This window comes from Microcoleus sp. BROC3 (assembly GCF_036702515.1).
Classification (GTDB): domain Bacteria; phylum Cyanobacteriota; class Cyanobacteriia; order Cyanobacteriales; family Microcoleaceae; genus Microcoleus.
On the sequence record NZ_JAUBTQ010000072.1, the window covers coordinates 1 to 16,577 of the forward strand.

The window sequence follows — 16,577 nt, forward strand, 5'->3', positions numbered from 1 at the left end:
AGTTATTTACGGATTGATTACCGAGATTCACTAATCAACGAATCGCACTTCCACAGCACCTTCAACTGTTCTAATTCATCACCCTTAAGTTGTATGTTGAAGCTGTCGTAGAGGGGCAGCGATGGGAAAGCTTTGGTTTTAATCCGCTGCGAGACTGGTTTACAAGTTTCCTCAGTGTGGGCGAAGTGGTGTTCTTTCACGTTCCCCTTTTTCGCTGTGAGGGAGCCTCCGCAGTAGAGGCAAGCAAGGTTAGTTTTTCCGCGCACAACTTCATCAATGCTCGTCAGTTCGCCGCTGAGAGCAACACCAAATTTAAGCCACATCGCCTTTCAATTCTCCTTTCAGCAGGTTTTGTAGGTGCACCCGCTCCACATGACCGACAATTTTAACAAATCCAGGGGTGAGGGCTTCTGCCTTGGGAAAGAAAGCGATCGCAGGTCACTCTCAAGCTGGTTCCGCATTTGGGCCCCAGCAGTTATCGGGGCCCAGGTGAACTTTCTACAATGTGCCTTGGGCTGCCGTCTGTTCGATACAACGAGGTTTTTATGTTGCTGAGCTGCTGTCATTTGGCTTACCCGTATTACCAGACCCACTACCTCCAGAAGATGCTGAAGGATTTGATGCGTTTGGGGTTGGGCTGGGGCTTGTCTCGACAGCTTTTGAGGGTTGAGGACGTAACTTATGAACGCCATTCCAACTATCATTATTTGTTTTTACAGATTCGCGATGAGTATTACCGATATTGTCTTGATTCATGTTTGTTCCTTTTTCAATTAAGTTAATTGTCGCCGAATACATACCAATTATAACCACCATTATCATGCCCATGACAAAACTGATTGTGGCGACTCGATCTAAAAAAACTAAGTGTCTACTTTCAGTTTCAGAACCGTTCAGCATTTCTTCGATGTGGTTAGCATTCTTACCGAGAATCCAAATGACTGAAATCACAGTGAACAAAAAGGCAATAAGCGCAGCGCCAAAAATTAAGACCTGTGAAAAGTTTGAAACACCAACTGTTCTTAACAATGTAACTAATAATCCGATGGCGCTAGTTAATAAAGTTAATAATTGCTTATCACGTTCAAGTTTAGTGTTAAGCCATGCGCTTATCATGGCACTGTAAAATGCCCTGTCTTTGGCTTCATAATCTTCTTTGTTCAAAATTTTAATAGTTTCGAGGTTAACAAACTTGACAATCAGACAGCTTTAACTGACGGGGTGACAACCCCGTCAGCAGCTTTTACTTAGATTTTATGAAGTGGCGCTGGAGAGATTCGGACAAAGATTCAACATTCGCCGCCCATGAAGAGGGTATCTCTTTACGAGAGATGGCATAGCCATCAGGTGCGTCCCTCCATGCAGCTATAAGAACTGGGAGGAGTTGTGCGATTTCGTATGCCGTAATATCATCCTTTGGTTGAAAGGTGTATGTCTGTTCAGACCGGAACGACTCTGTTGTGCGAGTGAAACTCATAGCCAATTTCCATAGATAATTCAAAGAACTTTTTAAATGTAGCGGTCGGTAAAAAAAATCGATTAGAACATACCGCTCGACGAGAGTACGGTTATCCGACTCGGGCAAGTGTCCAGCAAACAAAGTACGCACGGTGGGTGACTATCTCATTCTTGTGGTTTTTCGTTCTATTACTTGTCACGAACCCAAAATAATAAGGCGGTCATTAATTGACCGTCTCTCATAAATATAAGCGAGTATTTCCTCGCAAAAGGCAGATAAATTAATTTTCTGCCATTGTGTCTAAGTTATTACCCTTATCACCATCCGGGTTCGTGCGAAGAAATTCTTTACCATCCTGACGGTGGACAACGTGTACCCCCTCGATTTTGCCTCCTTCAGTCATCTCGATAGCTTTTTCTACAGGGGTAAACTTTTGGTTGCCATCTAACAGAACATGACTGATGTTGCCATTTTCGTCTTCTCTTGCATTAACAATTCGTCTATTACCAGCCATTTTTTCTCCTTTGGTGAACTTTATCAACCCTAACGAATATCAGAAAACATAAATTAGAAAACACCGTCTCACTAGAGTACGGTTATCCTACCTGGGTAATTATTTAGTCATTCGCTAAGCGGAGTTAAATATTATCCCTAAGAGATAGTTGAGTTAATAGGGCAGCAGCTCGCACGATTAAGAATTGTAACAAATCTAGAGATGAGAACTTCTGGCTTGAGGGGGGAAAGCAACCGTCATTCGATTTGGGATGCGTGACTTTAATCCTTGCATCCCAAATCTAAAATCTAAAATCTAAAATCTAAAATCTAAAATTGCTCGTCACCAATCGGGAATTTCTTGGGCCGAGGAGTCTGCTTGGGCTTGTGACAGTTGGTGGGGGAGCAACGGATTTTCTGGGGTTGGGGGAGCTATGTCAGGATATATGATTTACTTGACCGGCGTTGCAACGATCACAGACTCTCTCGCCCTTAAGACACCGTATTAGGGTCTGCTCTTAACCTGCCTTCATACCAACAGTTTAGCCGATTGCAAAGCGCGGGCCCGACAACAGCAATTTATGCAACTGTCAAGGTTGACATAACGGCTGCTGCACTGCCAATTTTCTCATACTCCTTATTTGATTTTTTATTCAATTTAGATCCCGTAACTTGACTATTAAATCAATCCAGTCTTTGTTAAAAACGCTAAAAAATAGCTAATTGTTGTGCGTCCTAAAGTCAGGAATTTGCAGTATAAAATCAGGCGTTTGCAGTATAAAATCAGGCGTTTGCAGGTATTTGCAGGGGCTGCACTTTACCTGCAAATGCCTGTAAATATCCTGCAAATGCCTGCAATTTTCTGCCAAATTACTGCTTTTTTGTGCTGTTTGTGTCTTGACCTGTTGGGACTGGTTATAGTTGTTCTCTCTCAGTAGCAAGCAATGGTTTTGTCCGTACAAAGCTTTATTTATTACTTTTAAAGAAAAACAATGCACCTCATGAATGCGGACTTCTAGCCGCCAGGTCAGGTTTAAGACTTTCTTAAGCTTTAATGACAAATGTAGCTAACTGTAATACAAATTAAGCTGAATATTATACAGCTATAAGAAATGAGAGGGAGAAAGGAGCTGACAACGCCCTCGCCTGTCGAGCAAACACTTTAAGCAAATGGAGAGATTGTCAGTTATTGAGTAGCGATCGCAACCAGTTATCCTCAAATGGCGGGGGTCACTTTACGCCCCTAGTTTGCTATTTTGGGGTGAAGTTGAAAGTAGTTATAGATTTATAAAATGAGATTAACTCAACTATTTTTATGACTATGAAGCTCAAGAATTTTCCTCAAAAGCAGCAAAATCAGAGACTTTCTAGTCGGCTGGAACTGAGATTGTCTGACTCTGACTACAATCAAATTAAAGCCAGAGCCTCGCTAGTCAATTTGAGCATGAGCGACTTCATGCGCCGTGCAGCTTTGAGGAGAACCATGCCGCGCCCTCTAGCTGCATTTGACTTAAAAGCCTATCAAGTTTTGTGCAAGATTGATGCCCAATTGAGAATTGCCGGAAACAACCTCAATCAGATGGCTAAAGCTTGCAATAGTGCTGTGGCATTGGGAGAACCAGTGGTTGTCAATACAGGACTCTTAGAAAGCGTACAGCAACTCATTCGAGAGAACGGGAAGGCAATTAAAACAATAGTTGCAAACCTCGCCAAATCTACAGTACGCTAATTATTAACAACTCTCAGCTTTACCGCCTGAGCAATCGATTCTGTGCAACTGACGGCTTTTCGGTTATGATTGGCAAACAAATCAAAGGTACAGGCTTTCGGGGCTGTCTGAACTACGTGCTGGGCAAAAAAGACGCCGCTCTAATTGGCGGTACTATGTGCGGACAAACTCCTGAAGAACTGGCTGCTGAATTTGCCATCGCCCGACAACTAAGACCTAACCTGAAAGTAGCAGTTTTTCACGCCACTTTATCTGTCGATAGCACCGAAAAACTAGAAGATTCTGAAGAAAATGACCAGCGCTGGCTGGCCATCGCAGCCAACTACATGAAAGCGATGGAATTTGACAACAACCAGTACGCAGTTGTCAAGCACAGCGATACAGAACACGACCACATCCACATCGTCGCCAGTCGCATTTGCCTAGATGGAGGTGTTGTTGACGATAGCTGGGACTATTACAAAAGCCAAGAAACTATTCGCCAGCTTGAACGGAACTACAAGCTGGAAACTGTTACACCCAGTTGGGAAACAGACAAGCGAGCTCAGACTACAGGAGAACACAGGCAATTAAAAAGCAAGGGAAACAAAAGCGTCAGGGTGCAATTGCAAGACCTAATTGATGAACTCACCCAAGACAACCCAAGTATGCCAGAATTCGTTGAGCGGTTGCAGCAACAAGGCGTCGAGGTGCAAGTCGGATTGACTCTAACTGGCTTCAGTAAAGGCATTTCTTACAATTTAGATGAAGTCGCTTTAAGTGGCACTCAATTGGGTAAAGCCTACACTTTTTCTGGATTACAGAAGTATCGAGGCGTTACCTATGACCAAGGGCGAGATAACGCCCTAATTGAGGCTTTAATGCAGCCACAACACTTAGCGAACGCCCCTAGCGAGACAGAAGAAAATGAGTTAGAGTCGTCAGAAGCCGAGCTAGCAGCAACCCTATCTGCAACTCCTGCAACACCAAATGAGTTAGAGTTACAATTATCAATCCGGCCTGAACCTGATGAAACTCAGTGGCAAAAAGTGCGATCGCATCTAGCAGTCGAGTACAGTTTACCTTTAGAATTGCTCGATTTATTGCACTCTCATTCTTGGCTGTATGCCGGCTCACAAAAGGCTGTATTTACAGGACGGACGCTTGAGGGAGAAGCCCGGTTCGCTTTTGTTCTCGATGAAAGAGGCAACTTTACTACAACCCATCCCCTTTCATTTGAAGCTCCTTTCTGGGTAGCCACTACTGGAGAAATTGAGCGAGCTGTGATTGCCTGTAACCCAATCGAAGCCCTTTCAATTTTGCTTATTGAACAGGAAAACTCTGCAACAGCACCAGCGACACTTTACTTAGGAATTGAACGAGCTTCACAACTGCCTATAGAATTCTTACAAGAACTCGATAACGTTATTATAGCGATCGCCGAAAATTCTCAGCTCGCTCGAAATGCGCTTGCGCTGCTACCGAATGCAGAACTTGTTAATCCACAGTCAAGTTGGAATGATATCTGGATACAATTAATTGAGCAAGAAGAGCAAAATATTAAACCAAATAACCAACCTTATAAACAGCGCATCCAAGACATCGAACTGGATTAATTGTTGCTACCTTAAATTTGTCTAGAATTTAAACAAAGTGCTTAGGTTCATAAAATCAATCAATATGTTTGATAAAACCTGTTGATCAATACTTCGGACAGTTTTTTAACGGCCCTGTAAGCCGAGGGCGAGGAAGCCCTGCCATTTTTTACGCATTTTCTGAAACTTAGCGCGCTTACTTAAACCTTGAAAAAATAGTCCAGCATATAGCCAGTAAGGGTTTCGGAGACTCGACCAGATCTAAAACTGTCCGAAGTATTGCTTATGGGACAAGGATTATGTCTCACCACTACTTCCGTATCACTACCAAGCATCATAACGCTTGCTGTACAATAAAGGGTTCTAGCCGTGGGTCGCCCGTATTCTTAGCCTCAAACGCTAAGGATAATGACTACACTTATTACCTAGCAAAGCTTTTAGGCTAGCGGACAGGTCTGTTTAGCAGACCAAGTAAGGAAAAACTATAAATATGGAAAAAAACTATACATTTCAATTCAATCCTTCCACTGCCTTAGAAGCCCTGAAAGCTGGTAAATACGACCCCCTTAACTTCTACGAAGCGCGTTTAGACCTGTTTAACCTCTCGGTAATGGCAGACTATGACCAACTCATTTGCCTACCCACATTAACTGCTATCGACAAATACTGGTATCAGATTGAAACAGCCCGAAAAGTCCTCAGACAAATGGGTGGACGGGCATTACTAGCTGATGAAGTCGGATTGGGTAAAACCATTGAAGCGGGACTAATCATCGCCGAATACTTAGCTAGGGGGATGGTAAAGTCCATCCTAGTGTTAACTCCGGCATCCCTAGTTTCCCAGTGGCAATCAGAGTTAAGTGACAAATTTAATATCGCTACTATCACCACAGATAACCGTGACCCACAACAACCGATAGACGAATTTTGGACAAATAATCCGCGAATTATCGCTTCATTAAACACGGCTAAGTCTGCTAAACATTATCTTCACGTCACCAGTCGTACTTGGGATTTGGTTGTTGTCGATGAGGCACACCATCTAAAAAATCGCAGTACCCTCAACTGGAAACTGGTCAACGCCCTCAATAAGCGGTTTATCCTCATGCTTACTGCTACGCCAGTGCAGAACTCCCTTGTGGAACTGTTTAATCTGCTAACCCTCCTCAAACCGGGACTGCTACAAACAGAAGCCGCTTTTAAAAAAGAATACGTCAATTCCAAGAATGGACGAGTCCCTAAAAATCCCGAAAAGTTACGCACTCTGATGCGGGAAGTTATGGTACGAAATACCCGCGCCCTAGTAGATGTCAAACTGCCCAAACGCTTCGCCACCACAATTACCGTTACCCCGGCAGCCGGAGAGGAGAAACTTTACCAAGACTTGAGCAAGTATCTACGTTCTTCAGAGGACAAACTAGACAGACTCTCCCGTACTAATTTGCTAATGCGAGCGGGTTCATCCCCTAATGCTTTAGCTGACTCCCTCAAGCAACTGACTATCCGCCTACCCGATGAAGAACTGAAGTCTTTAGCTGCACGAGCATCCCAAGTCAAGCAGGTCGAGAAAGCAAAAACCTTAGTAGAGATGCTCTCCAAATCTCGCCAGAAAACCTTAGTTTTCACAACCCATAAAGCAACTAGCACCTATTTAGCTAAAACGCTGCAAGCGGAAAATATCCCCTTTGCAGAATTTACTGGCGGAATGTCCCTTAAACAGAAAGATGAGGCTATAGCCGCATTTCGGGATAATGTTTCTGTACTCTTAGCATCGGAAACAGGGGGAGAAGGACGTAACATCCAGTTTGCTAATGCGATCGTTAATTATGACCTGCCCTGGAACCCAATGAAAATTGAACAGCGCATTGGTCGTATCCACCGCATCGGACAAACCCAGGATGTTTTTATTTTTAACTTCTGTCTCAAAGGCAGTATCGAAGAGTATATTCTGCGGATACTGCACGACAAAATTAATATGTTTGAACTGGTAGTCGGAGAAATTGAAACAATTTTAGGCAATGTGGATGATGAATTTGACTTTAGTGAAGTTGTCATGGATATCTGGCTTAAGCATCAAGTTAAACCCGAATTAGATCAAGCCTTTGAGCAATTGGCAGATAATTTGTTGAAAGCCCAAAAACAATATGAGCAAATTCAAGAACTGGATGAACAGATTTTTGGCGAAGATTTTGAAGCTTGAAAAATTGATTTGATTAAATATGTTATCAGACCCAATAATTACTACTTTAGAAAAAATTGTAGCTCTCCATGACGGAATAGCTGAACCGGCTGGGGAACACGTTTTAAATGCGCTGTTAAATGAAAACATAGCCTCGTTACTTTCTCTACCAGAAGAAGTAACTTTTACAACTATCACTGATGTACCTCAAAGTGTTTTTGTTACTTATCATTCAGAAGTATTAAATAAATTATCTGAACTATTAGCTGTCAAAGGGCAGATTAGTGCCTTGGGTGTAAAATTTGATGGCTATCTAAAAGCTACGGGATTTGACAAAAGCATACCAGAGAGATTCAAACCTCAAAATGGGTTAATTCGTTTTGTAGATGCTAAACCATCAACCACTCGCTACATTTTATGTAATGTGGCTTACACAGCGAATGCCGAAGAAAAAAGGATTGGTCTAGTTTCGTTTATTATCAATGAAATAACAGGAGTAACACCAGTACAAATTGGGGATGCTTTATTTTGGGAGTCTGACAGAATGGATGTGGATAATCAAGAAACACCATTTTCTATTCCTTTTGATGAGTTGTTGAAGTTAATCGAACATCAAAGTGGAATATTGATTGGAAAATCTTTAGATAATTGGCAGGCTAAATTAACAAGAGCAAGAGCTAGGGATGAAGAAAGACTCAAGGATTATTACAACACGATTAGCTCTGGGATTCGCCACAAGATTGAGTTAAAAAATTTGATTGGTGATGAATTAGACAAAGAATTAGCTCGAATTGAAGCTACTAATAGAGAGCTAGATCGAAAATTGTTAGATATCCAAGAGCGTTATGCAATGAGTGTAGAAGCTTGGTTGCACAGTGCAATGATTATCCATCTACCTACAGTACATATTCAATGTGAGTTGCAAAGAAAGAAAACGAAACGGACTGTAACAATAGTTTGGAATCCGTTCACTAAAATTATTGAACCTCTTTGCTGTGAATTATCAGGAGAACCTGTTTACGATTTCTATTTAGATGATCTATCAGCTAAAATTATCTCCCCGACAGTTTGGACTAGATAGGGGTATAGCCGAGATACGGGCTTTCCGAGGACACGACGTAAAGTTTTGTAACAATGCCGCTTTTCAATGTCCCTTCCGCCTAAAGAAGCTGCCAACACTCAGTCAGCTAGAGCAGAGTAGTATTACTACTCTGCCCTCGTACAGACCCAAAAAGCGGAAATCTTTTACTGCTAAACATTTCAGGCTTTGCTACTTCAAGTCATTTTGTCTTATATTTACAAAACTTTACGTCATGTCCTATTTTGCAGGTATCTCGGCTGTACCCCAAAGGTGCGTCCAGGTTTTGAGTTGAGTGACCAAACGAAAAGATACGCTTGCTGTAATTCAATCCAGATGCAACAACTTGACTATTAATTCAATCCAGATGCAGCAACTTGACTATTAATTCAATCCAGATGCAGCAACTTGATTCTTAATTCAACTTAGGTATTGTAACTTGACTATTAAATCAATTCGGATTTTGTTAAAAGGGCTAAAAAATAGCTAATTGTTGCGTCAGCTAAAGTCAGGCAAGTGCAGTATAAAGTCAGGCAAGTGCAGTATAAAGTCAGGCAAGTGCAGTATAAAGTCAGGCAAGTGCAGGGGGTGCACTTTACCTGCAAATACCTGAAAATATCCTGCAAATGCCTGACTTTTTCGGTCAAATTGCTGCTTTTTTGTGCTGTTCGTGTCTTGATTTGTTGGGACTGCTTATAGTTGTTCTCTCTCAGTAGCAAGCAATGTTTTTGTGATCACAAACCTGACTTTTACGTGCAGCAATAAAAACATTGCACCCTTATGAATGGGGAATCTTAGGTATCAAGGCGCTTAATTTTTACCCGATATTCGACTGTGCCGATTGCTCACATTGCTCCTGCTGTTGTGGCGGCTTTTGTGGCAGCACAGGCATCAATTGCCACAACTTTTCCATCGCACCTGGGTAGCGAGTGATGGGTTTGAGCGATAGCTCGATCGCCCATGACGGAGCTCATAGAATCAAACTGGCGATCGGCTACCAATCTCGCGCCGTAGCTTGAGCTATTGAGGAGGATTTTGCGGCGGCAATCGACGCGGGCCTTTCTTGCATCCACCGATGTTTTGGTGATCGTTGGCAAGGTAGAATTTGCCCAGTTCAAAAAGCTTATGAGTTCTCCGGCAACAACCGGAAAAGGCATAGGCGTTGCTGATTCACGGTATGAATAAACTTTTCGTTTGATGTTACAAAACTCACTCTACTTGGCTTATAGCCATTCCAAAAACTTGATTCATACCTGTATTCAGCAACGCCAACATTTGGCGTTGCATAATAGTGATATGAATTGAGGTTAAATCTAATGAAATGTCCTGAATGTGGCTCCAGCCATATCCGTAAAAATGGCAAGATGAGAGGGAAGCTCTCATCATATTTGTGTCGATTGTCATCGTCAGTTTATTGATGTTTACACAATCTCCAAAGGATACTCAGATGAAATTAAAGCGCAATGTTTGAAAATGTATGTCAACGGCATGGGATTTCGAGGTATTGAGCGCGTCACAGGAGTCCATCACACCACCGTCATTAATTGGGTCAGACAAGTAGGAGAACGCCTACCGTCCGCCTATGACGAGCGAGACCACTCCAGAAGTGGGGGAGTTGGATGAACTAGAAACTTTTGTAGGGCAAAAAAAAAAATCTGGTTGTGGACAGCAGTAGACCACTTTAAGCCAGGAATCTTAGGGTGGGTTTTGGGCGACCGAGCGTGCCAAGACCTTTGCCCCCTTGTGGGAGCTTGTAGCAACATGGAATTGTTATTTTTATGTCACGGACGGCTGGCCAGTCTATCCAGGATTTATTCCAGATGGAGATCAGATCCCACCGCAAGACTTACATGACTAGGGTAGAAGGTGAAAACACACGGTTACGACATTACGCAAGCCCGACTGCATCGCAAGACACTTTGTTATTCACGCGTTAGAGGAAATGCTGAGACACTCGATCAGATTGTTGCTACACTACCTCAAGTTCTGGGATGTGCCAATTCCTCAATGATTCATGGCATCATTCAGCAACGCCTACCTTGTCGTTGCAATCCCCAACTTTTTTCCACTCTCGCGTCCAATAAACCAGTCTGCGAAACAGTTCTCGCGTCCAATAAACCAGTCTGCGAAACAGTCCTACATTTCACCACTTAATATCTGCCAGTTAAACGTCAATTTAAGGATGCAGTTGCAACTTAAATGTCAACTGCTTGAGTTCTTCTTGATTCCAGTTGCCGAACTTGGCTGCAGCTTCGTAGGTGCTTTGCAAGAACTCTAACAACATGTGATCCGGTGATTCTGCCTCGCGGACAGCGTCATAGGGCAAAATAAACTCGCCCAATTCTTGACTGTAAAATGCAGCATCGGGACGAATCGTAGCCTGCTTAAACCCATCGGGTTCTGGGTACGCATAGGAATAAAACGCTGGGTATGATAATCCGGCTCCGGGCCAAAATCCGGCACTACTGACTTCCTGGGAATAGGCTTCCTGCGCCACTGCATCCGGTAGATTTGGCACCCCTCCCGGATGCTCAGGAGCCGATCGCCCAGAAAAGCGAGTCACTGCTAAATCAAAACTCCCCCAGAAAAAATGAACCGGACTAACCTTGCCGGAAAAATGTGAACGAAATTCTCGAAAGACGCGATCGGACTGTAGCAGCACTCGCCAGCATCGATTGGCATAATCCGCATCATAAGCGGCATGAGTTTCATCCTGCTCAAATCGAATTGGGTCTGGGACTTCATTCGGTTTGGTGTTGATCGTGATGTGAATATCCAATGCTCTGAGAGTTTCCATCACGGTTTGATAAAAATCAGCGACCGAGCGAGGGTAGAGTGTGATCGCCCGTCTTGCCCCTTCGCTGGTTTGAATCAGCAACTCATGATCAATGAAATCAAAGTCGATTTGAAAGATGCGGCTGCCATAGGGAATCGTGGAAGTGGTCAGTCCCCGAACGGTTAGATAGAGGGGAATATGCCAGGAATGATTAATCCACGGAGTTTGGGCAAATCGGATTTTGCCGATGATTTGAGTCCACATGTGCAAGGTGGCATAGGTCTCTTGCCATGCGTCCAGGGGTAAACTCGGCCAAATATCTGTTAGGGCAGGCTGATTTAACATCATGATTTCCTCGCGAGTAGAAAAGGGGCGCGTGATCAATAGTTCTTCTGTTGTTGGTCGGTAAAACACCACAGCCATTGTTCTCCCAATTCGGCTGAACTAATCACCGTATGTCCACTTTCTTCGTAATGGCGGCGAGCGTGTTGATTTTTAGACGAGTCGCAGCACAGCATTTTGCCGCAGGTTTGACAAATTCTCAAGTGAACCCAGCGATCGCCAACTCGCAGGCATTCCTCACAGCGGAATACCGGGTAATTGGCTTTTGAAATCATATCCTCTAGCGTCAGTTCGTTCAGGTGTTGACAAGACATGGAAGATTTCTGTGAATGTGCAAGATATGTACTCGATCAAGTGGGATACAGCCATTTGTGAAAGAGCTGGGTGAGGCGCGGCATAATCACGTAGGTCAGCAGGGCAACCGTTAGACCTGTAACCAACAACGTTCTGAGCAATACCGGAAGCCCAGCTAGGAGTGGTACTAGCAAACGATTGAGAATAGATATCGTAAAAAACACTGCCAGCCATGTGACGATCGCCATTTTGTAGCGCGGGGGTGGAGCCTTCATCGGCTTGTCAGGAAGCGTAAACCAGGTTTCCAGCCCAGTCAGGGTTTGAATTGCTTCTGGCTTTTCAATTAACGGTTGTAGTCGCTCAATCCATTCTTGCCGAATATCTGATTCAATCCAGGTTTTGAGATTGTTGTAGCAATCGAACTTGAGAATGACCACGTATTCAGGATGATCATGATCATGAGGTCGAATCGTGCTGACACCTAAATGTCCCTTGAATTTTCGTGCATCTGCGGCGATGCCATGAAACCATGCTTCATAACCTTGTTCACGTCCTGGTCTCACGATATGAGAAATCACGGCGGTGACTAGATAGTTTTCTTGACTGGTATTGCTCGCCAATGGTTCTTCCAACATAGAATTTAACAGTCCGGGAAATTGGATGGTTAAAACAGGAAAACAGCTCTTACCGTGCCTGTATAGACTCTAAAACTGAAACGTCATCCGAATGGTGCCAACAAAAATCGTGTCATTATTGCTGTTGTGTTCAGGGTTGGTAATGACGATTACACCAGGAGTGATTGAGAGATGGTCGTTCATTTGAAACCGGTAGAAGATTTCAAAGTGCAATGAGGTGCTACGATCGATTACTCCAAACTGATTGCTGATCACTCTAGGCGGTTGTCCAAAAACAAAGCCTAATAAGTTTCCTTCCTTACCCAAATCTGGAAATCCAAAATTAACTGCGTAGTAAAAAATTTCAGCAGTAGGAGCGTTGGAGAGGTCTTGCGCCGATGCCCGGAGATATCCTATCCATCCTCCCAATCTAAAAGCAGGGTTAACAAGCCAGGAAGCTATAAGACTATAGCTATCCCCCAGGAAGTGCTTAACTTGTCACGAATGGATCGCTGGGGACAGCCAGTTAATTGCGATGGGTCGTAAACTTCGTATGTATAGCGAGTCTGTCCAGACAAGTCAGTCGTAAATGAGCATTTAGGGTTTTGCAGAATGCCTTAAATAGAACACGCACAGCCCATGCCTCCCCAAAATCCGGCTAAACTCCCAACCTTGCTTAGTAACGCTGACGACAACTGGCTACTGGAACGCTGACTTGGAGAACAACAGCCTAAAGAGGAAGGTCGATAAGACGAAGCCGCAGGAATCGTTGTTTTGTTATGGTAGCCCCCATAATGGGCAACGGGAGACCAATCCGGGCTAACAGGTAAGGGAGGTGGGGCTAAGGTTTGGAATTCATCGGTTGCATATACGGGTTTGCCGTTGACAAGGGTTAAGACCGATTCCAAGCTTTTGATGCGTTCCTCTGGAATCGAAAAGTAATCCTCCGAGAGAACCGCCAAGTCGGCTAACTGACCGGGTGCGATCGCACCTTTATTTCCCTCCTCATTGGAAAACCAAGCCGCATTTGTCGTGTAAATCCTCAGCGCCTCCATGCGGTCAAACCGATTTGCCTCTGGATACAGCGACATACCACCAACTGTCTTACCACTAACCAGCCAGTAAAGACCCACCCAAGGGTTATAACTAGCAACTCGCGTTCCATCCGTTCCGCCGCTGACAGGGACTCCCATTGCCAGCATTTGTTTAATGGGAGGAGAGTTTGCTGTCGCCGTTTCCCCATAGCGATTGACAAAGTATTCGCCCTGATACGCCATGCGGTGCTGAATGGCAATTCCTCCACCCAATTCTTTCACCCGTTCGATGTTGCGTTGGGAGATAGTTTCGGCATGGTCCAAAATCCAGTGCATACCCTCGAAAGGTATCTCGCGATTGACACTTTCAAAAACACTGAGAAAGCGGGCGATCGATTCGTCGTAAGTGGCATGGAGGCGGAACGGCCAGCGATTTTGAGCCAGCAGCGTTACCACTTCCGTCAAGCTAGACTCCATCGTTTCTGGGAGATTCGGTCGCGCTTCCACAAAATCCTCATAGTCAGCAGCAGAATAGACGAGCATTTCCCCCGCACCATTCAGGCGATAAAAATCATCCCCTTGACCAGGAGTAGCAATCTTACTCCACTGCTCAAAGTCATTAAGTTCTTTACCTGGTTGCTGGGTGAATAAATTGTAAGCCACCCGAACCGTCATTAAACCTTGCTGGTGGAGTTGATTAATGATTTGATAATCATCCGGATAGTTTTGTCCGCCTCCCCCTGCATCAATAACGCTGGTGATGCCTAAGCGATTCATTTCGCGCATATAGTGGCGAGAGGAATTGAGCTGGTCTTCTGGACTCAACTTTGGTCCGTTAGCAAGGGCAGCATAAAGCAGGGTAGCATTGGGTTTGGCGATGAGGAGTCCGGTGGGATTGCCGTTGCGATCGCGTTGAATCTCTCCTCCCGTTGGATTGGGAGTATTCTTGGTGTAACCAAGGGCGCGTAGTGCTGCCCGATTGAGTAAGGCAGAGTTATAAAGATTGAGGATGAAAACGGGAACATCTTGAGACACCGCATTGATTTCCTCAAGAGTCGGCATTCGACGTTCAGCAAACTGAAACTCCGTCCAGCCCCCCACAACTCGCACCCACTGAGGTGCTGGTGTCCTTCGTGCCTGTTCTCGCAACATTCGCAACGCATCCGCTAGAGAGGGCACGCCATCCCACCTTAGCTCCATGTTGTAGTAAAGACCGCCACGAATCAGATGAGTATGGGTATCATTAATGCCCGGTACAATCGTCCGACCTTTGGCATCAATTATCTGGGTATTATCACCCTTGTATGCCATTATCTCTTTATCCGTGCCGACGGCTAGAAAGCGACCTTTACTGATAGCAACTGCTTCGGCAAAAGAACGTTGCTCATCTTGAGTTGCAATGCGAGCGTTCGTAAGAATTAATTCTGCCTTTGCATCTGCATCAAAAGCTGTGGTTGCAAACGTGCGATGCTGTCCTAACAAATAGGACGAAACTCCTGCTCCTAGAGTTAGTTGGAGAAAATCTCTCCTGGTTGTTCTGCGCTTGTTACTCATGAGAACAATTCAAAGTCTAAAATACAAAATTGGTTAGGTTAGGAAATAGGCGCTGTAATTGGCAAAGCTCGCTGCATCTGAAAACTTCACACTAAATGTAGATTAGCTCGAAAAACCTTCGCCAACGAGCATATTTACTTATGAAGTCTAGATGCCTGACCTAGTGGCATACCCAGCGTTGGCAGAAAGTCCTTGATAACTGGCATACAGCCTTAACTTGTCACCAATGGGCGTTCGCGATTGGCAGAGCCAGCATTTGATGTTGCTGCATGGCTCGTCATTAGGTTTTTGTAGTCAGGAACAAACTCTGAAAGGAGATTACCTAGCCCTTCAATATCGTTACGCCAATCACGGTGCAATTCACCTACAACGCTAAACCAATTGACCAACTGAGCGCCAGCACGGGACATCCGATCCCAGGCTGCATCGCGACAGGCTTCATCGAAGGTGCCAGAGGCATCGGTGACCACAAAAACGTCATACCCTGCCTCCAATGCTGAAAGCGCGCAAAAAGTGACACAGACATCCGTGACAATTCCGGCAATAATCAATTGCTTCTTACCCGTTGCTTCTACGGCTTTAACAAATTCCTCATTGTCCCAAGCGTTGATCTGTCCGGGGCGCGGAATGAAGGGAGCATCAGGAAACTTCTCCTTCAGTTCCGGCAGGATGACTCCATTGGGCCCGTCCTCAAAGCTAGTGGTCAAAACAGTAGGCAGGTTGAAAAACTTGGCTATACTTGCTAGCGCTAGCACATTATTTTTGAAGTCGGCAGCACCAATATCACGCACAAGCGAGAACAGTCCAGTTTGGTGATCCACCAGTAAAACCGCAGCATTATTCTTGTCTAGACGATTGTACTTGAATGTAGACATTAAGTAATTCTCCTATTTGAGTGATTGGTGAATAAGGAATTGCAGAATGAAATCAAAAGCTAAACATCTCTGCTGGTGCTTTTAAGTGAAACGTCTGTTTACCCTCAAGGGTTGATGACGTAAGCGATCGCGCCATGAACTAAGTCTGCAAGACAACTCCAAATTTCGCCACTTAAGATCCGCGAGTTAAGCATAGAGTTAAGGCGTTCGCGTCGCGTGCCCAAAGAGCATTCGCTTCACTGTGCGATCGCTCCTAATGCTTTCAACGTCGCTGCTTGAGCGTGCGTTAATCCAGTTGCACCTTGAACATTCATGCCTTCAAGCATGGAACCGTGCAATTTACTTGCCCGATCCATTTGCATGACTGTTTGCATAGATTCAATATAGGAAATCACTTTCAAGCTGTCGTCTATAGTGAGTTAAAAATTTTACAGTACAAATTGATAGAGCAAGCATTCCATCGTGAAGTAGAAGGCTGGCTCTAACTTAAGTTGGAATCCGAATTTGATCGAAAGTACATTCATACAACCGATCAACCATTAATCGACCAATCCTTCCAGTGAACAGGCACTGCGCT

General features: G+C 44.4%; 15 protein-coding genes and 1 pseudogene. 5 read left to right on the forward strand and 11 right to left on the reverse strand.

Annotated features, from left to right (window positions below):
- Window positions 1-17 precede the first annotated feature (17 nt).
- The 3 genes from QUB30_RS29525 to QUB30_RS29535 form a co-directional block, all read right to left on the reverse strand.
- Window positions 18-323, reverse strand: a complete 306-nt coding sequence (locus QUB30_RS29525; RefSeq protein WP_333341283.1) for a competence protein CoiA family protein — start codon at window positions 321-323, stop codon at window positions 18-20.
- 220 nt (window positions 324-543) lie between these two features.
- Window positions 544-1,164, reverse strand: a complete 621-nt coding sequence (locus QUB30_RS29530; protein ID WP_333341286.1) for a hypothetical protein — start codon at window positions 1,162-1,164, stop codon at window positions 544-546.
- Window positions 1,165-1,739: 575 nt separating this feature from the next.
- Window positions 1,740-1,973 (reverse strand): DUF3892 domain-containing protein, encoded by a 234-nt coding sequence (locus tag QUB30_RS29535; protein ID WP_190663966.1) that lies wholly within the window; start codon window positions 1,971-1,973, stop codon window positions 1,740-1,742.
- A gap of 1,293 nt (window positions 1,974-3,266) precedes the next feature.
- On the opposite strand from QUB30_RS29535, the gene QUB30_RS29540 reads away from it, so the two are divergent.
- The 4 genes from QUB30_RS29540 (at window position 3,267) to QUB30_RS29555 (ending at window position 8,514) form a co-directional block, all read left to right on the forward strand.
- Window positions 3,267-3,680 carry a plasmid mobilization protein gene (locus tag QUB30_RS29540; RefSeq protein WP_333341291.1) on the forward strand — a complete coding sequence of 138 codons (414 nt, stop codon included), beginning with the start codon at window positions 3,267-3,269 and terminating at the stop codon, window positions 3,678-3,680.
- Between the two features lie 65 nt (window positions 3,681-3,745).
- Complete coding sequence (locus QUB30_RS29545) at window positions 3,746-5,275, forward strand: relaxase/mobilization nuclease domain-containing protein (protein WP_333341294.1); 1,530 nt, start codon at window positions 3,746-3,748, stop codon at window positions 5,273-5,275.
- 469 nt (window positions 5,276-5,744) lie between these two features.
- Entirely contained in the window at window positions 5,745-7,454 is a 1,710-nt protein-coding gene (locus QUB30_RS29550) for a DEAD/DEAH box helicase (RefSeq protein WP_333078719.1), read from the forward strand.
- A 19-nt stretch (window positions 7,455-7,473) separates the two neighbouring features.
- Window positions 7,474-8,514, forward strand: coding sequence for a hypothetical protein (locus QUB30_RS29555; RefSeq protein ID WP_333134554.1), 1,041 nt, complete (start codon window positions 7,474-7,476; stop codon window positions 8,512-8,514).
- An 842-nt stretch (window positions 8,515-9,356) separates the two neighbouring features.
- On the opposite strand, the gene QUB30_RS29560 is transcribed toward QUB30_RS29555, so the two are convergent.
- Window positions 9,357-9,608 carry a hypothetical protein gene (locus QUB30_RS29560; protein WP_333341297.1) on the reverse strand — a complete coding sequence of 84 codons (252 nt, stop codon included), beginning with the start codon at window positions 9,606-9,608 and terminating at the stop codon, window positions 9,357-9,359.
- A gap of 219 nt (window positions 9,609-9,827) precedes the next feature.
- Between QUB30_RS29560 and QUB30_RS29565 the strand changes: the two are divergent.
- Window positions 9,828-10,522: pseudogene (locus tag QUB30_RS29565) on the forward strand (IS1 family transposase).
- A 165-nt stretch (window positions 10,523-10,687) separates the two neighbouring features.
- On the opposite strand, the gene QUB30_RS29570 reads toward QUB30_RS29565, so the two are convergent.
- The 7 genes from QUB30_RS29570 to QUB30_RS29600 all read right to left on the reverse strand — a co-directional run bounded on the left by QUB30_RS29570 (window position 10,688) and on the right by QUB30_RS29600 (window position 16,395).
- Window positions 10,688-11,635 (reverse strand): DUF5996 family protein, encoded by a 948-nt coding sequence (locus QUB30_RS29570; protein ID WP_333341300.1) that lies wholly within the window; start codon window positions 11,633-11,635, stop codon window positions 10,688-10,690.
- Window positions 11,636-11,667: 32 nt separating this feature from the next.
- Window positions 11,668-11,943 (reverse strand): UBP-type zinc finger domain-containing protein, encoded by a 276-nt coding sequence (locus tag QUB30_RS29575; protein WP_333341303.1) that lies wholly within the window; start codon window positions 11,941-11,943, stop codon window positions 11,668-11,670.
- 36 nt (window positions 11,944-11,979) lie between these two features.
- The gene (locus tag QUB30_RS29580; protein ID WP_333084876.1) at window positions 11,980-12,558 is read right to left on the reverse strand and encodes an antibiotic biosynthesis monooxygenase; all 579 of its coding nucleotides are present in this window, start codon (window positions 12,556-12,558) and stop codon (window positions 11,980-11,982) included.
- Window positions 12,559-12,627: 69 nt separating this feature from the next.
- On the reverse strand, window positions 12,628-13,020 hold the full coding sequence (locus tag QUB30_RS29585) for an iron uptake porin (RefSeq protein WP_333341321.1): 393 nt from the start codon (window positions 13,018-13,020) through the stop codon (window positions 12,628-12,630).
- A 134-nt stretch (window positions 13,021-13,154) separates the two neighbouring features.
- A complete protein-coding gene (locus QUB30_RS29590; protein ID WP_333341306.1) occupies window positions 13,155-15,125 on the reverse strand; it encodes an amidohydrolase in 1,971 nt (656 codons plus the stop codon).
- Between the two features lie 212 nt (window positions 15,126-15,337).
- Entirely contained in the window at window positions 15,338-16,000 is a 663-nt protein-coding gene (ycaC, locus tag QUB30_RS29595) for an isochorismate family cysteine hydrolase YcaC (protein ID WP_333341309.1), read from the reverse strand.
- Between the two features lie 236 nt (window positions 16,001-16,236).
- Complete coding sequence (locus QUB30_RS29600) at window positions 16,237-16,395, reverse strand: hypothetical protein (RefSeq protein WP_333341311.1); 159 nt, start codon at window positions 16,393-16,395, stop codon at window positions 16,237-16,239.
- Between the last annotated feature and the right edge of the window lie 182 nt (window positions 16,396-16,577).